At 64.3% G+C, this 17,645-nt stretch carries 16 protein-coding genes; 3 read left to right on the forward strand and 13 right to left on the reverse strand.

Going from position 1 to position 17,645, the window contains the following annotated elements:
• Position 1: 1 nt before the first annotated feature.
• Both LWF01_RS15635 and LWF01_RS15640 read right to left on the reverse strand, forming a co-directional pair.
• A complete protein-coding gene (locus tag LWF01_RS15635) occupies positions 2 to 445 on the reverse strand; it encodes an amidohydrolase family protein (protein WP_349638295.1) in 444 nt (147 codons plus the stop codon).
• A gap of 61 nt (positions 446 to 506) precedes the next feature.
• Positions 507 to 1,787: an alanine racemase gene (locus LWF01_RS15640; protein WP_349638296.1), complete on the reverse strand. Its 1,281-nt coding sequence runs from the start codon at positions 1,785 to 1,787 to the stop codon at positions 507 to 509.
• 156 nt (positions 1,788 to 1,943) lie between these two features.
• On the opposite strand from LWF01_RS15640, the gene LWF01_RS15645 reads away from it, so the two are divergent.
• Positions 1,944 to 2,852, forward strand: coding sequence for a sugar kinase (locus LWF01_RS15645; RefSeq protein WP_349638297.1), 909 nt, complete (start codon positions 1,944 to 1,946; stop codon positions 2,850 to 2,852).
• Between the two features lie 2 nt (positions 2,853 to 2,854).
• A complete protein-coding gene (locus LWF01_RS15650) occupies positions 2,855 to 3,460 on the forward strand; it encodes a bifunctional 4-hydroxy-2-oxoglutarate aldolase/2-dehydro-3-deoxy-phosphogluconate aldolase (RefSeq protein ID WP_349638298.1) in 606 nt (201 codons plus the stop codon).
• 112 nt (positions 3,461 to 3,572) lie between these two features.
• Here LWF01_RS15650 and LWF01_RS15655 read toward each other — a convergent pair whose 3' ends face one another.
• The 10 genes from LWF01_RS15655 to LWF01_RS15700 form a co-directional block, all read right to left on the reverse strand.
• Positions 3,573 to 5,132, reverse strand: a complete 1,560-nt coding sequence (locus LWF01_RS15655) for a PucR family transcriptional regulator (protein ID WP_349638299.1) — start codon at positions 5,130 to 5,132, stop codon at positions 3,573 to 3,575.
• Positions 5,129 to 6,244, reverse strand: coding sequence for a DUF917 domain-containing protein (locus LWF01_RS15660; RefSeq protein WP_349638300.1), 1,116 nt, complete (start codon positions 6,242 to 6,244; stop codon positions 5,129 to 5,131). The genes LWF01_RS15655 and LWF01_RS15660 overlap by 4 nt, the downstream gene beginning before the upstream one ends.
• Before the next feature lie 2 nt (positions 6,245 to 6,246).
• A complete protein-coding gene (locus LWF01_RS15665; protein WP_349638301.1) occupies positions 6,247 to 7,362 on the reverse strand; it encodes an S-methyl thiohydantoin desulfurase family protein in 1,116 nt (371 codons plus the stop codon).
• Positions 7,359 to 8,528: an S-methyl thiohydantoin desulfurase family protein gene (locus LWF01_RS15670; RefSeq protein ID WP_432761970.1), complete on the reverse strand. Its 1,170-nt coding sequence runs from the start codon at positions 8,526 to 8,528 to the stop codon at positions 7,359 to 7,361. Before LWF01_RS15670 ends, LWF01_RS15665 begins: the two co-directional genes overlap by 4 nt.
• Positions 8,525 to 10,078, reverse strand: a complete 1,554-nt coding sequence (locus LWF01_RS15675) for a hydantoinase/oxoprolinase N-terminal domain-containing protein (protein ID WP_349638302.1) — start codon at positions 10,076 to 10,078, stop codon at positions 8,525 to 8,527. The genes LWF01_RS15670 and LWF01_RS15675 overlap by 4 nt, the downstream gene beginning before the upstream one ends.
• A gap of 178 nt (positions 10,079 to 10,256) precedes the next feature.
• Positions 10,257 to 11,606, reverse strand: coding sequence for a purine-cytosine permease family protein (locus LWF01_RS15680; RefSeq protein ID WP_349638303.1), 1,350 nt, complete (start codon positions 11,604 to 11,606; stop codon positions 10,257 to 10,259).
• A 115-nt stretch (positions 11,607 to 11,721) separates the two neighbouring features.
• Positions 11,722 to 12,675 carry a PDDEXK nuclease domain-containing protein gene (locus tag LWF01_RS15685; RefSeq protein ID WP_349640944.1) on the reverse strand — a complete coding sequence of 318 codons (954 nt, stop codon included), beginning with the start codon at positions 12,673 to 12,675 and terminating at the stop codon, positions 11,722 to 11,724.
• Between the two features lie 676 nt (positions 12,676 to 13,351).
• Positions 13,352 to 13,939, reverse strand: coding sequence for an isochorismatase family protein (locus LWF01_RS15690; RefSeq protein WP_349638304.1), 588 nt, complete (start codon positions 13,937 to 13,939; stop codon positions 13,352 to 13,354).
• Position 13,940: 1 nt separating this feature from the next.
• Positions 13,941 to 14,714 (reverse strand): MBL fold metallo-hydrolase, encoded by a 774-nt coding sequence (locus LWF01_RS15695; RefSeq protein ID WP_349640945.1) that lies wholly within the window; start codon positions 14,712 to 14,714, stop codon positions 13,941 to 13,943.
• Positions 14,714 to 16,039, reverse strand: coding sequence for an MFS transporter (locus LWF01_RS15700; RefSeq protein ID WP_349638305.1), 1,326 nt, complete (start codon positions 16,037 to 16,039; stop codon positions 14,714 to 14,716). Before LWF01_RS15700 ends, LWF01_RS15695 begins: the two co-directional genes overlap by 1 nt.
• A gap of 152 nt (positions 16,040 to 16,191) precedes the next feature.
• Between LWF01_RS15700 and LWF01_RS15705 the strand changes: the two genes are divergently transcribed.
• Positions 16,192 to 16,797, forward strand: coding sequence for a TetR/AcrR family transcriptional regulator (locus LWF01_RS15705; RefSeq protein WP_349638306.1), 606 nt, complete (start codon positions 16,192 to 16,194; stop codon positions 16,795 to 16,797).
• Between the two features lie 249 nt (positions 16,798 to 17,046).
• On the opposite strand, the gene LWF01_RS15710 is transcribed toward LWF01_RS15705, so the two are convergent.
• Positions 17,047 to 17,640: a TetR/AcrR family transcriptional regulator gene (locus LWF01_RS15710; protein WP_349638307.1), complete on the reverse strand. Its 594-nt coding sequence runs from the start codon at positions 17,638 to 17,640 to the stop codon at positions 17,047 to 17,049.
• Between the last annotated feature and the right edge of the window lie 5 nt (positions 17,641 to 17,645).

The following is a 17,645-nucleotide window of genomic DNA, read 5'->3' on the forward strand; positions in this document are numbered from 1 at the left end:
CCTAGCCCCACGCGTTCTCTCGCCGCAAACCACGGCCCGGCAGCTCGGGTCGCAGTTGCCCACCCGCGAGCACAGGCACGCCCGCGACCAGCACGTCGTCGATGCCGACAGCCTCGCCGAGCGGCGAGTCATAGGTAGCGGTGTCAGCGACCGTATCGGAGTCAACCACGATGAGGTCGGCGGCCCAGTCCGGCGCAACGCGGCCCCGGCGGCCGAGCGAGAAGCGTTCGGCGGGCGCAGCTGACAGGTGCGAGGCAGCATCCGGCCATGACCAGGTATTCGTCTCGCGCACATACTCGCGAAGATACCGGGCGAAGGTGCCACGAGCGCGCGGGTGCGGATGCGCGCCGATGCCTGCACGCTCCAGCGGATCGAGCTGGCCCAGGACGACGTGAGCTTCCGCATGAAAGTCGACGACGGTCCCACCCTGCAATACCAGTCGCATGCACTGCTCCTTAACTCAGCCAGTGTCGGATCACTCGCACGCGCGCTAGAAGCGCCCCGCGCTAGAAGAAGGTGCGAACGAGATCAACCACTCGGTCGGACTCACTCGATTCGACGACGGGCAGATAATGCCATTTGTCGAAAGTGGTGCACGGGTGCGAGAGGCCGAGCGCGACCACCTCGCCGAGCGCGACGTCCTGCCCGCTCACGCTCAGGTAGCTGTGCTGGTCGTTCATTTTCGTTATGGTCGTGCCGTCGAGTGTCGCCCACTCTCGCCCGAGTCCCGCCGCGGTCGCTCGCGGAACCGGCAGCCCCTCGTCGAACGGAAAGTCGCGCTTGCCGCCATCGAGCAGCGCAAGGCGCGGCTCGGGGTGGGACACGACGCGGGCCACGCCGCGCATCGCGGAACGCAGCGGCTTCTCGACGTTCGTTCCGGCACCGTCAAGCGGAGAGATGCCGCGGTAGAAACCATCATCGTGCGTGATGTAGGCACCCGAGCGCAGCGTCCAGCGAGTTCGGGAGTCGGCCGCAATCGAGTCAGCGTAGACGTCGGCCACGATATCGAAATAGGCGCTGCCGCCGGCGGTGACATAGATTTCACCGTCGTCGTAGAGTTCTCCGAGCGCCCGGTGCAGCTCGATCTGGCTCTGCAGATACGCCCGCACCGCGTCGAGTGAGCTTTGCGATCGATCGTGGCCGAGGCTTCCCTCGTAACCAGCGACGCCGGCGAGTCGAACCACATCGGACGCTGTCGCACGCCGCGCGACCTCGACCGCAGCTTCGACGGAGCGCGCGCCGGTGCGACCGTTCGCGGCTCCGAGCTCAACACACACGTCGATGGGGCGCGGAAGGTCGACGTCGCGAAGCGCGAGTTCCATGGCCTCGATCGTCGCGACCGAGTCGGCCCAGCAGACGAAGCGGAGTGTAGGATCGGCCAGCTCACCGGCGAGGTAGCGCAGGGAGCGCTCGTCCACGGCCGAGTTCGCAAGCATGATCGAGTCCAGCCCGAACGATCGCGCGGTGCGCACCTGGCCCATCGTCGCCAACGTGATGCCAAGGCAGCCGGCGTCAAGCTGCTTCTGCCACAGCGCCGGCGCCATCGTGGTCTTACCGTGCGGCATAAGCTCGAGTCCACGTTGGCGGGTCCACTTCGCCATGACGTCAAGGTTGTTCCGCATGGCGTCGGCGTCGAGCACCACGAGCGGCGTCCAAAACTCGCCGAGCCGCGGGTCACTTCCAAGGAACTCAGCCACGGTCATCCCGACCGCGCGGGCCGGAAGACCCTTGTCGCGTGCCGAGAGGACCTCCTCAGCCAAATCGTCAAGAAATAGTGACCTCGTCATCGCGACCTTCTCGCCTCGTTTGTGCATCTATCGCACAGGGTGTTGCATACCTGAATCACGCTATCCGGGCCAACCGGACGGAGCAAGCCCGCGAGGCATGTTGCATATATTGCAACATAGATTGCGTGAGTTGCACACTGCGTGCATAGTGGTTGCATGACCACTGAGGCTGTCCCACGTGTAATCACCATCGGCGAGACAATGGTGCTTGTCACTCCGGCCACGCCCGAACCACTCGCGACGGCGACCGATTTCCGCCTCGATGCTGGAGGTGCCGAGTCGAACGTGGCCTCGCACCTGACCCACCTCGGGGTGCACGCTGCCTGGGTCAGCGCCGTGGGAGATGACGTCCTCGGCCAGCGCCTCCGCGCAACCGTCGCGAGTCGCGGCGTCGATACCCGATGGGTGACATCGGATACTGAAGCACCGACGGGCGTGTACTTCAAGGACCCAGGCAGCACCGTGCTCTACTACCGAACCGGATCGGCAGCATCCCGGATGGGGCCTGCGTCGATCGCAGGCATTCCACTCGAGGATGCCGACATCGTGCATCTGTCCGGCATCACCCCGGCGCTCTCATCGAGCTGCGCCGCCCTCGTGGATACAGTCTGCGACCGCGTGGCCGAGAGTGACACGGTTCTGAGCTTCGATGTGAACCATCGTCCGTCCCTATGGTCCCTCGGCGCCGCAGCCCCGGCCCTGCTGTCACTTGCCGGCCGCGCCGACATCGTGTTCGTCGGGCTCGACGAAGCTCAAACCCTATGGGGCTGCGACTCAGCGGACGAGGTGCGCAGACTGCTTCCCGAGCCCGACCGCTTGGTCGTCAAGGACGGCGACGTTGGCGCCACCGAGTTCCAGGGCGACGAACGCGTGTTCGTGCCCGCGGTTCCGACAGACGTCGTCGAGGCGGTCGGCGCCGGCGATGCGTTCGCCGCCGGATATCTGGCCGCCGCACTCGGCGGTGCCGCAGCAACCGATCGTCTGCTCGCCGGCCACAACCAGGCCAGGCTTGTACTGCAGTCGACGAGCGATTTCATCACCGAGCCCTTAGCTAAGAAAGGCTGAACATGGCCAGCAACTCCGAATTCGATGCACTCTTCGACACAGCGCCACTCATGGCGATCCTGCGCGGAATGGGCGTGCAGCGCAGCCTCGCCGTCGCAACTGCGGCCTGGGACCTCGGCATCGACGTCGTCGAGCTCCCGATCCAGACGGCCGAGGACATCGAGGCGCTCCGCGTGGTGTCTGACGCCGCTCGGAGCCGCGGCAAGCTCGTCGGCGCGGGCACTGTCGTGACGGCCGAACACGTGGCGCAAGCAGCGGCAGCCGGAGCCGAGTTCACGGTGAGCCCGGGCTTCGACGTCGACGTCGTGCGCGCGTCGAGCAAAGCAGGATTGCCGCCGCTTCCAGGCGTGGCAACGGCGACCGAGGTACAGCTCGCCATGACGGAAGGCCTGACGTGGCTCAAGGCGTTCCCGGCTTCACTTCTCGGCACCGGCTGGTTCGGCGCGATGCGCGGACCGTTCCCGGCGGCCAAGTTCGTAGCGACGGGCGGAATGGACGCGGCTAACGCCAGCGCCTTTCTCGACGCAGGTGTCCGTGTGGTCGCCGTAGGCTCGGCACTTGAGGACGAGTCGCAGTTACCGCGCCTCGCCGAGCTGCTGAAGCGATGACGATGACGGGCAGGGCCGACCGGCTCGGGTTCGTCGAGGCGAAACTCCGGGTCGTCGAGGCGAAACTCGGGTTCGAGATCGACGTGGTGGCAGCCGCCGCGTGATCCCGCCTTTACCCCGGCTTCACACTCCGGCAGGCCAGGTGCAGGGCGAGCCTGGTCTCCGGATCGCCGAGGTCTACGTTGAGCAGGCGTTCAGACCGGGCGATCCGGTCGGCGACCGTGTTGCGGTGGATGCCGAGGATCGCGGCGGTTTCGGCCAGGGACGATTCGGTGTCGAGGTAGGTGCCGAGAGTGACCTGCAGGTCGCCGCCGGCATCGCGCAACGGCTCGAGTAGCTGGGCCGCCGCCGGTTGAAACGTATCGGTGCGGGTCCAGGCGAGCAGGAGTTGCGCCAGTCCGAGCCGGTCGACGTGCAGGAAGTATCCGCTTTGCGGCCTTGTGCCCGCCAGCCTGGCCGCGTCACCGGCCTCCGCCAGGGAACGCATCAGGCCCACGGCCCCGGCATGGGCACGACCGACCCCGGTAAACGTTGCGATCGACTTGCGCAGATGGCCCTGGCCGCGGCGGAACCGCGAGGATATGTCGGCCAATTGAACCGGATCGGGCTCGTCGATGCTCGACGTCCACAGCACCCAGCCATCGACCTGCTCCACGACTTCCACATCGAGTCCTTCGGCGGCAAACGCAGATTGCACTTCGACACGTTGCGAGACCACGTCGACTGCATCCTGGGCGATCAGCCGGACTCCGACGTGCCAATCGTGCAAGCGCCATCCGGCCTCCACCGCGCGCTGCAACAAGCCCGGCTGCACGTCCAGCTCGGCATCGCGCAGTTCATCCAGCAGGGCGGTTCGATGCCGCGCATCCCGCTCATCGACCAACCGCCGCAGCACAAGCCGATGCCCGACGACGACCGAGGCGACCTCCAGCGCGGCCAGGGTAGCGGCCAGCTCGGTCTGAAGTTCCGTCTGTACGACGGCGCCGATCCAGGAACGCGGACCGAATCCGGTGCCAACCGGTGCCGCGACCAGGCTTCGCCCGCCGCCTAGCGGCAGCGAGCAGGGGGAGCGCAGCCGGCCGAGCTCCCGCAGCGCCAGCGCGTCGGCTTCGTCGAACTGCTCGGCCGATCTCAGGATCTCGCCGGAGCCGTCAATCAAAACCAGTGCTCGCCCCAACTCGGATTCGAGCAGATGCAGGGCCTCCTCCAGTTCTTCTCCGGCCTGCAGCCCGATCCGCGCGACCTGAAGTGTTGTCCGGGAAACGGCAGCGTCGGCGGAACCGAGCAGTTCGTGCACGGAAACGCTGGCTTGCCACGGGTCGACGGAGGTGAGGACTGCGATCTTGAGCCGGGCGGCCAGCAAAGCCGCACCAGGATCCAACGACACGCTGGTCGTATCCGGTTCGGCAAACAACACCGCGGTGATGCCGTGCCCGGCGCTTCGGCGGAGCAGCGTGTCGAAACGCCAGTCGAGCCGGCGGACCGGTGACAGCAAAACCAGCAGCACGCCGGTGAGGTCGCGGCTGGGGGAATGAGTCAGGGTCGCGGTCACTTGCTCAAGGCTGCCCGCAACTCCCCAGACGGCGCTGATCTGCTGATCGGGCTCGCCCGCCGCCAGTTTCATATCCGCCAGCGCAGGATGCGCCAACAGGCTGTGCAGTGAAACGCTCACGCAGTCTCCGCAACTATCGGGTCGCAATCGATGCCGTATGCCCGCGGGCCCACGTGCGCCATCCGTTCCGGCGTCGAAGTCCACCATCGCGGGCCGGGTACCGTCAGCACCACGATCTCACGCCCGTCGCCGAGCTCTCCGGCATCAATTGGTTCATGGGTTCGGGCGTCGAGCACCGAAATGATGTCCGGGCAGGTGACAACCGGTTCGCCGTCGGTCAGCACCATCAGGTACTCGCTACCGGCTTCGACCCGGACCACTGCGCCGTCACGGAAATCCAGGATGGCGAAACTGGCGCGGACGAAGCTGCTGATGTCCGCCAGCCGGGAAACCGCGATCACGCGTCCGACGCAGAGCGTCCGACCGCCGAGCGCCGCGCCGATGGACTCCGGGCTGCCCCCAGTAGTTGTCAGCATTATCCGGCCCAACGCCAGCGCCCGTGACATGCTGCCCAGAATGGCGAATCCGGCGAGTTCGTCGAATGGCACCGGCCCCAGTGCGAAGGCACTCCAGCCGCCAGTCTGCGTCACCGCGGCGCGGATCACGGACTCGACCTGAGGCGGGTCCGCCGCGTCGAGGACCAGCTTGAGGCCATTCGGTCCGGTTATCGCAAAGGGCACTGTGGTCCGTCCGGCGACGGCAATCGAGAACTGGTCGAGCCGGGGAACCGAGCGGCCTTCGAGATCCGCGTCGATGACGGGAAGCGAAAGTTGACGTGCCACCGAAATCACTGCCAGGCCGCATACCCCGCCGATCTGGGAAGGCATCAGAGCCTCAGCCGTCACTCCGGTCCATTGTTCAATCGCTCCCACGGCACCGGCGAGCTCGTCCCCGGCAGGCAGCTTCTCATCCATCACCATGGTCGAGCCAAGGAAGCCGACCGCCATCACGTGACGCAGTCCGAGCTGTCGATCATCGGCGCTTACCAGCGTGGCCAGCGGCCCATCGTCGACATGTCGCAGCTGGGCGACGATCTGCTCGACCCGACCACCTCCGCCGCAGCCGAGCAGCGTCACGCCGAGGGCCAGCGCGTCCAGGTCAGGTTGGCTGAGCTGGTTGATGCCATCGAGTTCGCTGATGTCGTCGAGTTCCGAGCGCCGTTGCGCGACCATACCTATATGCTGGCAGATTCCCGCTCCGACAGCCGCTCCACCGGCACAAATTCATCGTCGAGACCGAAGCACCCCGGACCAAATGTTGCCAGTGCTTCGGGAGTGCGCATCATGTCGGGTGTCGAGATGCCGATCACCCGGACGCGCTGCCCGTAGCGGAGTCGCTCTGTCGTAATCGGCTCGGCATTCTCGGCGTCCAGCACGCAGATCAGATCCGGAACCACGGCGAGAGTCTTCCCGCCCAGCACGGCGACCAGGTTCTCGTTCTGGAAGGTGATCTTGAGCTCGGGCTGGCCGGGCGCGCTCTGCACGGTCGCCTGGCCCTTGGCGAATCCCTCGGTGGTGCGCCGTTCCACATCGACGACCTTGCCCTCGAACAGCACCCGCAAGTTCGAGTACAGCGTTGACGACAACGTCCTGGCCAGTTCGTCCGTCGGCACGACATGCGTTTCGCGGGCGCGGCGAATCGCCCGGCCGACCTGCAGGGCCAGGGTTATGGTTCGAGGCACTGCAGTGTCCTTCACCTGGCGGCCGGTCATCGGGTATTCGGCGATGTGCGCGACGCCGCCGAGCCGGATGGTGATCCCCCGGGCAAGCCACTCCATCTGCCGGTTGTCTTCCGCCGTGTCGATCACGACGCTGTGCCCCCGCTCGTCCGCGATCGCCATCGGAGAACCGGAGACCCCGTACACCGAGAATGTCTCCATGTGCAGTTCCGGGAAGGCGCGTCCCATCCCGTCGGCGTCGACGACCGGCAGACCGGTGCGCGCGCCAACCACCAGCGGGATCATCGAATTGATGCCGCCACATTCGATCGGCATGGTGGCTCCGGCCTTGCGGCCAAGGTGACGCTCCAGCGCCGCGAGCGCGAGTTCCGGCTCGGCGCCGGACGGGATGCGTTCAAGCACCACCGTGGGCGCGCCCATCTGTGCGGTCGGGATGACGAAGGTGTCGTCTTCCAGTTCCTCCGGATCCAGGATGGTGATCGGCCCGTTCGCCCGGATCGCCTCGGCCACCAGCAGCTTGCCGATGTACGGGTCTCCCCCGCCGCCGGTGCCCAGCAATGCTGCCCCGCGGGCCAGGTCGTCAAGGTCACCGAGGTCAAGTGTCCAGGTCATGCCGCCACCCCCCGGGTTCCATCGAACCGGACCGGGTCCAGCTCGTAACCGAAGTACCGCGGGCCGACCAGGGCGAGCGCCTCGTCGCTGTGCCAGCGCGGATCGCTCGGCGCGGTCACCACCCGTACCCGCATGCCGTAACGCAGCGACTCAGTCGTGACCGGCTCAGCCGTTTCGGCGTCCAGAACCATGATCAGGTCGGGAGTGCTCGTCTCGGCGGTTCCATCCAGTTCCACCAGCAAATGCTCGTTCTGGAACTGCAGGACGACCGACCGGCCGGCATCGGGACCGACACCCTCTATGGTCGCCCGACCGCGGGCGAACCCTGAAGTGGTACGGCGTTCGACGTCGGTCACCTTGCCGCCGGCAAGCAAGCGGCCATGCAGCAGTTCGGCCACGGCGGCCACCGGGTCACGATGTGCGGCGCGGGCCGACATCACCTCGGCCCCCAGCTGATCGCATAACGACAGCGTTCCTGGCACGTACGATTCGCGGACCTGCGCCCCGGACATCGCGTACGTGCTGATGATGGTCGAGCAGCCCATTTCCACGGTGGCCGGGCGGGCAAGTCGTTCGGCCCAGGCGTTGTCCACCGTATCGAAGATTCCGCTGTTGCCCTTTTCGTCGCAGATCGACATCGGGGTGGCCCGCACACCGTAAATGGACGGCAACACCATCTGGATTTCCGGGAACGCGCGACCCATCCCGTCACCATCTATCAGCGGCAGCCCGAGTTCCGCGGCAGCCACGATCGGGATGGTCGAGTTCACTCCGCCTGCCTCGATGCAGGCAATATGCGTCGGGGTGACACCCAGGTAGCGAGCCAGCGAATTCACCGCCTGGGCGAATTGGCCCTGCGAGGCCAGCTTCTCAACCATCACGGTCGGCGCGCCCATCATGGCGACCGGAATCACCACGGCGTCGGGGTCCAGGTCATCGACGGCCACCAGAGGGACGGGGCCATGCTTACGGATAGCGGCTTCGGCCAGCAGCCGGCCGATGTATGGGTCGCCACCGCCTCCGGTGCCAAGGATGGCGGCGCCGCGGGCAAGGTTGCCGCAGTCGGCGTCGATCTGCGATCTCCGGGTTTTGTCGGTACTCATCGTACGTTCGGCGGTCATCGCAGCCGTCCGTTCGGCGTTCATCGCAGTCTTATCGGCGTTCATCGCAGTCCTCCCAGGGCCAGATCGCCGACGGCCTTGGCCCGGATCCGGGTCGCATTGCCCGGCAGGTACGGAATCGGCACCTCGTCAAAGTCCACAATCGCCACGCTGGAGGGCTCGGCTCCGGCGGCGACGGCGCGGTCCATCGCCTCCTGGCGAGCTTCGTCGACGACCTGACTGCGCTTGCCCTCCGAGATCGCGTACACCCGGTCAACTTCGCCGCTGACCTGTGCGATGGCGGCGCCGATCGCGTTGGCCACCGAGAAATGTTCCGGCCGGTGCACAGTGCCCAGCCCGGGCAGCTCGTCGGGTACCAGAATGGAGCCTCCGCCGACGGCCACGACCGGCAGTGGGTCCGACGACGTACGCATCCGCTCCACGACGTCGGCAAATTTCTCGGCCACCAGGTCCATGGCGCGATTCGCAGTGGCCGTGTCCACCCCGGACACCAGGCTCTTGTCTCCGATGTCGGCCCGGCCGAGCGCGACGGCGACATCGGTGGCGGTCAGCGTCGAGCCGCCGAACACCAACGCTTCGGAAATCAGCCTGTACCCGACGGAATCCGGGCCGACGCGTTCGCCTGCGTCAACGACCCGGGAGCCGCCGCCGATGCCGATCGACAGCACATCCGGCATCCGGAAGTTGGTGCGCACCCCGGCCACCGAGACTTCGCCGCTCGCCTCGCGAGGGAATCCCTGGTTGAGCACCCCGATGTCACTCGTGGTGCCACCGACGTCTACCACCGCGCAGGTGTCCAGGCCGGAAAGCACCGCGGCGCCGCGCATCGAGTTGGTGGGACCCGATGCGAACGTCGCAACCGGGTACCGGCGGGCAAAGTCGATATCCATCAGGGTTCCGTCATTCTGGCTCAGGAACAGCGGGGCCACGATGCCGCCGCCGCTGACTGACTTCGCCAGACCGTCGACTATGTGGTCGGCGAGGTCGCGCAGCGCGGCATTGATGATGGTCGCGTTCTCTCGCTCCAGCAGCCCGACCCGGCCAATTTCGTGCGAGAGCGACAGCGCGACGTCGTCCCCCAGTTCCTCCCGGAAGAGCTCGGCGGCCTCGATTTCGAACTCCGAATTGATCGGCGAAAACACCGAGGAGATCGCTATCGACTTGATGCCGTGCGAGCGGATGTCGTCGGCGTGCCGTCGCAACTCGTCCCGGTCGAGGTCCGAGATCGTCCGGCCGTCGAACTCGTGTCCGCCATGGGCGAGGTAGGCGCGCCCACCGATCGCGCGCACCAGACCCTGCGGCCAGTCCACCAGCGGCGGCAGCGAGGCGGTCGCGGGAAGACCCAGCCGGACCGCCGCCGTGGGGGCGAGCCCGTTCTGTTCGATCAGCGCGTTGATGAAGTGCGTCGTGCCGATCATCACGGCGTCGATCTCATCCGGGTGGAAGGCGCGTTGTTCTTGCAGGCCTTCCAGGGCCGCGACGATTCCGGAGGTGACGTCGCTCGTGGTGGATCGCTTGATCCCGGCCGCGACGGTGTTTCCCTCCATCAGCACGGCGTCCGTGTTGGTGCCGCCTACGTCGATTCCGATCCGCATTGTCTACCCTTTCCTGCTGTCTCTACTAGCTGCGTCGCTGTCGGTATGTGTCTGTCGGTATTGTTGTCAGTCGTTTGGCGCTGTGCCTTCCCGCCGCCTGGCGCTGTCGCCTTCCGGCCGCTTGGCGCCGTGGCCTCCGGCCGCGTGGTGCTACCGGTTACGCCTCCTGGCGCTCCGCTCAGCCATGGGTTCTGGCCGCATCGTGCTCGGTGGCGGACTGTCCGATACCGCGAACGAGGCCGAGCTTCCCGGCGATCACATAGAGCAGGAACGCCGCGAGCACGGAGTTGATCGATGGGATGCCAACTGAAACGAAGTGCCCGATCAACGCGGACGCGAGCCAGATCACGATGGTGGCCGGAACCCAGGTCGGCGAGTGCGGCGGGGTTGCTTCCCGGGCGGCCACGAGCTGCGGGCGCCACTTCTTCACCACGAAGTATTCGGCAATCATGATGCCCGCCACGGGAGGGAAGGCAACGCCAAGGATGCTGAGGAAGCCAACGAAATTCTGCAGGATCCCGCCGGCCGCCAGCAGCGAACCGACGATGCCGATCACCAGAGTGACAATTGCACGATTCACCTTGCGCCCGAACACCCGGTCGATGAAGTTCACCACGCCGAGACCGGAGCTGTAGAGGTTCCAGTCGTTGATCTTGAACGTGCCCAGCAGGATGATCAGCACGCCGACCCAGCCGACTGAGGAGGTGACGATATTGATGATGTCCGCCGATTTCACCGCGTGGGCGAGCAGGACGCCGGACAGGCCGATAACGTACTCGCCGAGGGTAACGCCGAGCACCGTCTGCTTCACGACGTCGCCGACCGATCGGTTGAACCGGGTCATATCGGGCGTGATCACGGCGCCCACGATGAATCCACCGGCCACGAGCGTGGTGCCGGCGACGAACGTCAGCTGTGGGCCCGCGGGCGCCGAGGAGACCAGTTCGGCAAGCGAGTGATTCTGCAGTTCCGAGATGAATGCCCAGCCGACCAGGATTAGGAACAACGGCACGGTGATATTTGCGACCCACTGCATGGAATGGAATCCGCGAAGCACGATGGCGGTCACAACGAGTCCGAAGATCAGCGACCACAGCCAGACCGGGAAGATCGGCAATAGCGTGGCAAGTCCGGCGGCGGATACCCCTGACTGCACGCCGAACCAGCCGATCAGGCTGATGCCGATAGCTAGGCCGAGAAGTGCGGACCCGCCTGCGCCGAAGCCGGTCCAGCGGGCGATGACCGAGGTGTTGAGGCCCTCGCGCATGCCGATCACGCCGACCAGGATGGTCACCGCTTCCAGGATCACAGCACCGACGGTGATCGCCCAAAATGCAGACCAGAAATTCATCCCGAAGCCCAGCGTCGCGCCAAGCAGGAATTGGGAAAGCGCGGAGATCTGACCGAATCGTTGCACCGCGACCTGGAACCAGCCATAGCGCGCAGACTGTGGGACTCTTTGCAATGCATAGTCGTCTACGGCAAGCTTTTCTTCCACAGCATGCACCGGACTGGTTTTCTCGGCCATCGGACTAACTCCTCGAATGTGAGTGGGTTAGGTCCAGCGTAGGTAGCCGATGTAACCGGGAACATAGGCATTTAGTCGAAGCATCCGGGGCCACCTGTGCGAAGTGCACAAAGGGCTATTTTTCCCTGGTTGTCGGCTCTGTATCCGCGGACAGCGTCGCGAGCTCAGCCTCGAGGTCTTCGATGCTGGGCAGGCTTGAGGCGAATTCCTCCGGCAGTGACTCGACGACCTCGGTCTTCCATTCGGCGACGCCCATCGGCATCGTGAAACCCCGCAATGCATATTCGGCTACCACGCTGTTCTTGCTCTTACACAGCAGAAGCCCAATCGTCGGCTTGTCGTCGGGATGAGCCAGAAGGTCATCCACAGCGCTCATGTACATCCCAAGCTGTCCCACATAGCTCGGCTCGAACTTGGTCGCCTTGAGTTCGATGACGACATAGCAACGCAGTTTGAGGTGATAGAAGAGCAGGTCGACGAAGAACTCGTCGTCGCCAACGACAAGCCGCACCTGCTGCCCGACAAAGGCGAATCCCTGGCCGAGTTCGAGTAGGAACTTCTCGACCTGGCTAACAAGTTGAGCCTCCAGCTCTCGCTCGTTGCGCTGGTCGGCCATCGCGAGGAAATCGAAGATGTACGGGTCTTTCATCGCCTGCAGCGCCAGATCCGAATCGGCTGGAGGCAGCGTTGCTGAAAAATTCGTGACTGCTTCACCAGATCGCTCATGGAGCTTGGACCCGATCTGTTGGATGAGGAGGTTGCGGGACCAGCCTCCGTCGACGGCTACTGCCGCATACCACAGACGTGTCTCGGGGTCGTTGAGCTTCTCGAGCAATGCGATTTGGTGGTACCAGGGCAATTGTGCAAGAGACGCTTGCACAATTGCCTGGTCCGGCCATGCAGCGGCGAACGCCCTCATATACTTCAGATTTCGAGGAGAATAGCCTTTACTACCCGGGAACTGAGACCGCACGTCACCGGACAGCCTGTCGACGACTCTTGCACCCCACCCCTCCTCACTTTGGCGCTCCAAGATGTCGCGCCCAATGGCCCAATACGTCATGAGCATCTCCTGGCTTGCGGCGGCGATTGCCTTGGAGCGTCCAACTGCAACCCGTCGTACAACGGACGCCAGTAAGTCGTGATACCAGTCGGGCATCGAGGGGCGTGCCGGTACGGCTGGGAACGAAGCTTTCGACTCACTCTCTGCAACTTCGGCCGAGGCCTTTTCGTCGTTCACAATACTTCTTTAACGGCATGTTTGCTTGTCATACTCCATGTTATGCGCCTCTTAGCCAGATCGCCTATAGTTAGTTCGATATTATTTCGATTTTGAATCGGCAGCCTCCGCCAGGACCAGCGACGCCTGACACCGTGCAGTACGACGAAGCAGTACTCGGCCTGGTGGGATGGCGGCCCCGCCCACTCGAGCGCCCTCATCGCCCAGCCCGGGTAGACAACCTCATCCCCACTCGCCGCCAATGCCGGCCGCGCCACGTAGAACCGGCGCGGCCGCACGTATCCTGCTCGTAGTCCTGCGAGCGCTGCAGGGCCTAGCCGTCGGCGGCGAATAGGGTGGCGCGGTCCCGTACCAGGCCCGGGTTCATTGCCAGACCTTTCCGGGCGCACCCTTGAGCCGCACCGCTGAAGTCTCTTGACCCTTCTCTCGAAGCACACTCGAACGTTCCCCGTGGCACCCTCGACGGGTACGCTCCATACGCGAGAAGAATCCGTACCGGGGTCTGCTAGAGGTTGAAGTGGATGGGCTCAGCGAGTTCAGGATACGAAGCCCGGAAGGCGCGGACTGCATCGAGCTGCGGGAGCCAGTCATAGAACACCTGCTTGGCCGACAAGAGCTCAACCCCGCAACTTCCCAGTCGGCGAAGCCCGTGTTCGTGTGCGACGCCGGGAGAAAATACGGCATCGGAGACCACCACGACGCGATAGCCGAGCAATTTCAGTCCCAGTGCGGAGTGGGACACGCAGATATCTGTCTCTCCCCCGGTGATGATGACGGTGCGTTTTCCCGCCTCCTCGAGCGCGGACAGCACCTCCGCCTGACCGGCCACACCGAACGATGTCTTCTCCAGTACCTGCGAGCCTTGCCCGAGCGCGCTGAGCACTGACAGATGAGTGGGACCGTTTCGTACCGGGTCCTCCTCGGTGACGATCGTGGGCACGTCCAGAGCTGCTGCGACCGCCGCGAGCCAGGTCGCGTTGTCACTCACCCGGGTAAGAACCGAGCGATCTACATCGCGCCTTCGGGAAGGGTAGAAATTCGGCTGGAGGTCGATAATGAGAAGTGCGCTGTCGGCGCGGTCAAGAAGATGCAAGTTATTCTCCTGAATGTGGTCGTGTGTCGAGGTAGCGTTGAGCGATGACTTTGGCTTTCATCCCTGCGAGCGGAGGCCCATGTCCCGGCAGGACTAGATCGATGTCGAGGCTCAAGATGGTGCGCATCGTCTGCGCATACGCGACACCGTCCGATGTCGGTAGGTCGTCGATGAGGGTTCCCTCATAGAGCGCGTCGCCGGTAACGAGGATCCGTGACTCTCTACAATGGAGCCCGATGCTCCCCGGCGTATGACCGGGCAGTTCACGCACCGTGAATGTTCGGTCACCAAGGTCGATCTGGTCGCCCTCGACGATGGTTCGCATCGGTGTCGTGGGTCCGGCACCCGAGATCGCCTGGACTTCGGGCCCCGGAGGAACGGCATCAACGAGCATTTCGGGAAGCTCCTCTCCCAGCGGCTCACGGCCTATCCCCAGGCGCTTTACAACAGTCGCTGCGTCGAGGGGCATCGAGGAGACCGTCGGAAGCGCATCGAGTTCGAAAGCGTGCATGAACACCTGATCGAACGCGTCTGCACCTCCCGCATGATCCACATGCGCATGGGTGAGCACGAGCAGCGGATCATGTTCGCACAGCTCAGGGAACGCGGTCGGAAGCGAGGCGATCCCGGTTCCGGCGTCGATCCAGAGGTCTCGTTCTCCCCGAATGTGCCAGATGCTCGCTCGGAGCAAGGGGTGAACATGCGGCTCCACGATTCTGGTGATGCCGTTGTCGTAGCTTTCCCTGATGAACCACGGTGCCACCGCCTTCAGCATCACTTCCCGAACTCCGCGCGAGTCGATCTCGGCTCGGCAGGGGGCGCTGGGTCCGCCAACTTGTCGCGCAGTTGCGGGGCAGCGCTCGCACATGCCGCGGCGAGCATACAGAGGACGGCGAGGAGACCGACTACAGCCCAAACGCTTCCGGTGGCGCCGACGAGAAGCGTCGCCGCGAGTGGCGAGAGGCCGCCAAAGATTGCCGCGCCAACCTGGTAACCGAGCGAGATGCTGGTGTAGCGCGCTTTCGGTGGAAACATCTGCGCGAGAACCCCTGCGAGCGCGGCGTAGGCGCTGCAGCCCGCAAGACGCAGCAGCACGAAGACGGCGATCAGGAGCGATGGACCTCCGGTACCCGATGCAACGACGAGGAATGTGATCGCGCCGAATACGCCGAGCCCGACTATGCCGGCGACGAGGACCCGGATCTTCCCCAACCTGTCTGCGAGCCAGGCGGTCGGAATGGTGGCGATGAGTTCGACGAACGAGCCGATGGTGAGGATGTTCAGGACGAGTGTCATGTTGAGCCCGCCGTCCTCGGTAGCAAATGAGGTGAAGTAGGTGCTGGTGATGTAGTAGCCACCGCTCGGGACCGCAACGATGCCGATCGCGAGCAGGAGCGGTCGCCAGTTGTGCACGATGGCGTCTCGGAGAGGATGCATCTGCGGTGTCGACGAATTCTCGAAGACGGGGGATTCCTCGACCTTGGTTCGAATGACGAGACCGACGACGATGAGCACGGCGGAAATGAGGAACGGTACGCGCCAAGCCCAACTGAGGAGGGCTTCCTCTCCAAACAGGGACAAGAACGAGAACACTCCCGTGGCGAGCATGCCGCCCGCCGGATTACCGAGCTGCACGAAGCCGCCGTAGAAGGCTTTCGATTCTTCAGGCGCATGTTCGACGGCCATGAGCACAGCGCCGCCCCACTCTCCGCCGACGGCAACTCCCTGGATGATGCGAAGCGTGACCAGCAGAATAGGGGCCCACGGACCGATCTCGTCATAGACCGGCAACAAGCCAGTAAGACATGTGGTGATCCCCATCAGCACGAGCGTCATGACGAGAGCACGCCGCCTACCGAGCCTGTCGCCGATCGAGCCGAAGATCGCTGCGCCGAGGGGCCTGGCGAAGAAACCGACCGCGTAAGTTGCGAACGACGCTGCTAGCCCTGCGATGGGGTCCACGGTTGGGAAGAACACCGTAGCGAAGACTAATGATGCGCCGACGGAGAAGACATAGAAGTCGTACCACTCGATGCAAGTACCGATGAATGATGCTGCCGCAACCTTGCGACGCTGCGAGGCTGGAGTGCTGCTGGCCATTTCGCTCCTTTGATCCATGGTGCAGTCAGTTGGACACATGGTCAATTCGACCATTGGACACATAGTCAACTACACGCTGGAGGACCTCGTCAACACCTGGCAGAGACGAACATTGAGAGATGTTGGACGCCTGCTCAGCTACACTTCATTCCATGGTGTCGACCCGTCAACGGCATAGATCGAAGGCCGAGCGCCGTGAGGAACTAATTGCAGCCGCGATCGATATCGCCAGCGATCAAGGGCTGGACCGCCTTACCGTTCGAGATGTAGCTAAGAGGGCCGAGGTGACCTCGGGCCTGATCCACCACTACTTTCCTTCGATCGATAGCCTCGTTACTGAGGCATTCCGCCGCATCGCGACCACCGATCTCGAGTGGCTCCACGATGGTCTTGACAAGCTCGAGCCCCACCGCGCCGTTCGCGTCTTCTTCGAACGCAGCATAGATCCGTGCCGAGACCCCGCTCTCGCGATCTGGCTCAGCGCTTGGCTCGCAGCGAGCCGACGAGCCGGCCTTCGAGACGCGGCACACGAAATGATGAACTCGGGAGTAGCCGCCTTGGCTTCGATCCTCCGACGAGGTGCCGAAGCCGGAATTTTTCGTTGCGTGGACCCGGAGATGTCTGCCCAGCGAATTCTGACCGTTGCCGACGGGTTCCTGATCCAACGAGCTCTGAAGATCGGGGACGTCGAACGCCTCGGGCTCGCGTCCTTCGTCAAGCAAACCATGGAGCGGGAAATTCAGATCGACCTATCCTGATCTAGGGTCACCGCAAGGTCGCTTTCGCCACAGACCTGGTCGCCGCGGGCTTCACAGACTTCGCTGGCGATAAGCCGGATGGCGGATCGGTCAGCGCGCTGGTCCGCATCGAAGGCAAGACCGTCGCGACAGTCTGCCTGTCCTGGCAGTTACAGCGGATGGAGCCTGGCCCTGAGCCTCTGTTCGGCCAAGCCGGCGCTGCGGCCGGTGGCTGAGTGGGTAGAACCCGACATCCGCACGAGCCTGCGTCTACCGAGCCGCGAACAGCCCGATCAGCGCATTGCAGGTCTCCCGCATGTTTTTCAGGTCCATATTCGGTGAGTGCAGCAGCACTTGCATCGCGAGCCCATCCACCATGCCCACCAGCATGTTGGCGAATCGAACCGGATCCCCCTCTTTCACCAGGCCCTGGCGCTGACCTGCGCGCAGCACGTCCGTCACGATATCGCGCCACTGCCCGTACAGCCGCTCGTTAACCTCTTGCAGGGGATCCAGGCGCATGCCTTCCGCCCACAGCTCGGCCCACACCCGCCATGCCTGAAGCGAGCGGGAATCAGCTGGAAGATACGACTCCACCAGCTCCTGCAGCATCTCCAGCGGGTTCTGCTCGGAGGCCAGGATCGATTGCCGGCGTTCGAGCGAATTGCTCATATTGAACTCGAACGCCGCGCTGACCACGTCCTGCTTGGTCTCGAAGTAGTAGTGAATCGTTCCTGAACTCACCCCGGCGGCCTTGGCGACCTGCGCCAGGCGCAAGTTCTGCAGTCCCACCTCGGCGAGTACGACGCACGCCGCGCTGAGGATCTGCTCGCGGCGTTCGGCTTCAACGTTCGGGCGTGGCATCGACT

The organism is Saxibacter everestensis (genome assembly GCF_025787225.1).
In the GTDB taxonomy this organism is placed as follows: Bacteria; Actinomycetota; Actinomycetes; order Actinomycetales; family Brevibacteriaceae; genus Saxibacter; species Saxibacter everestensis.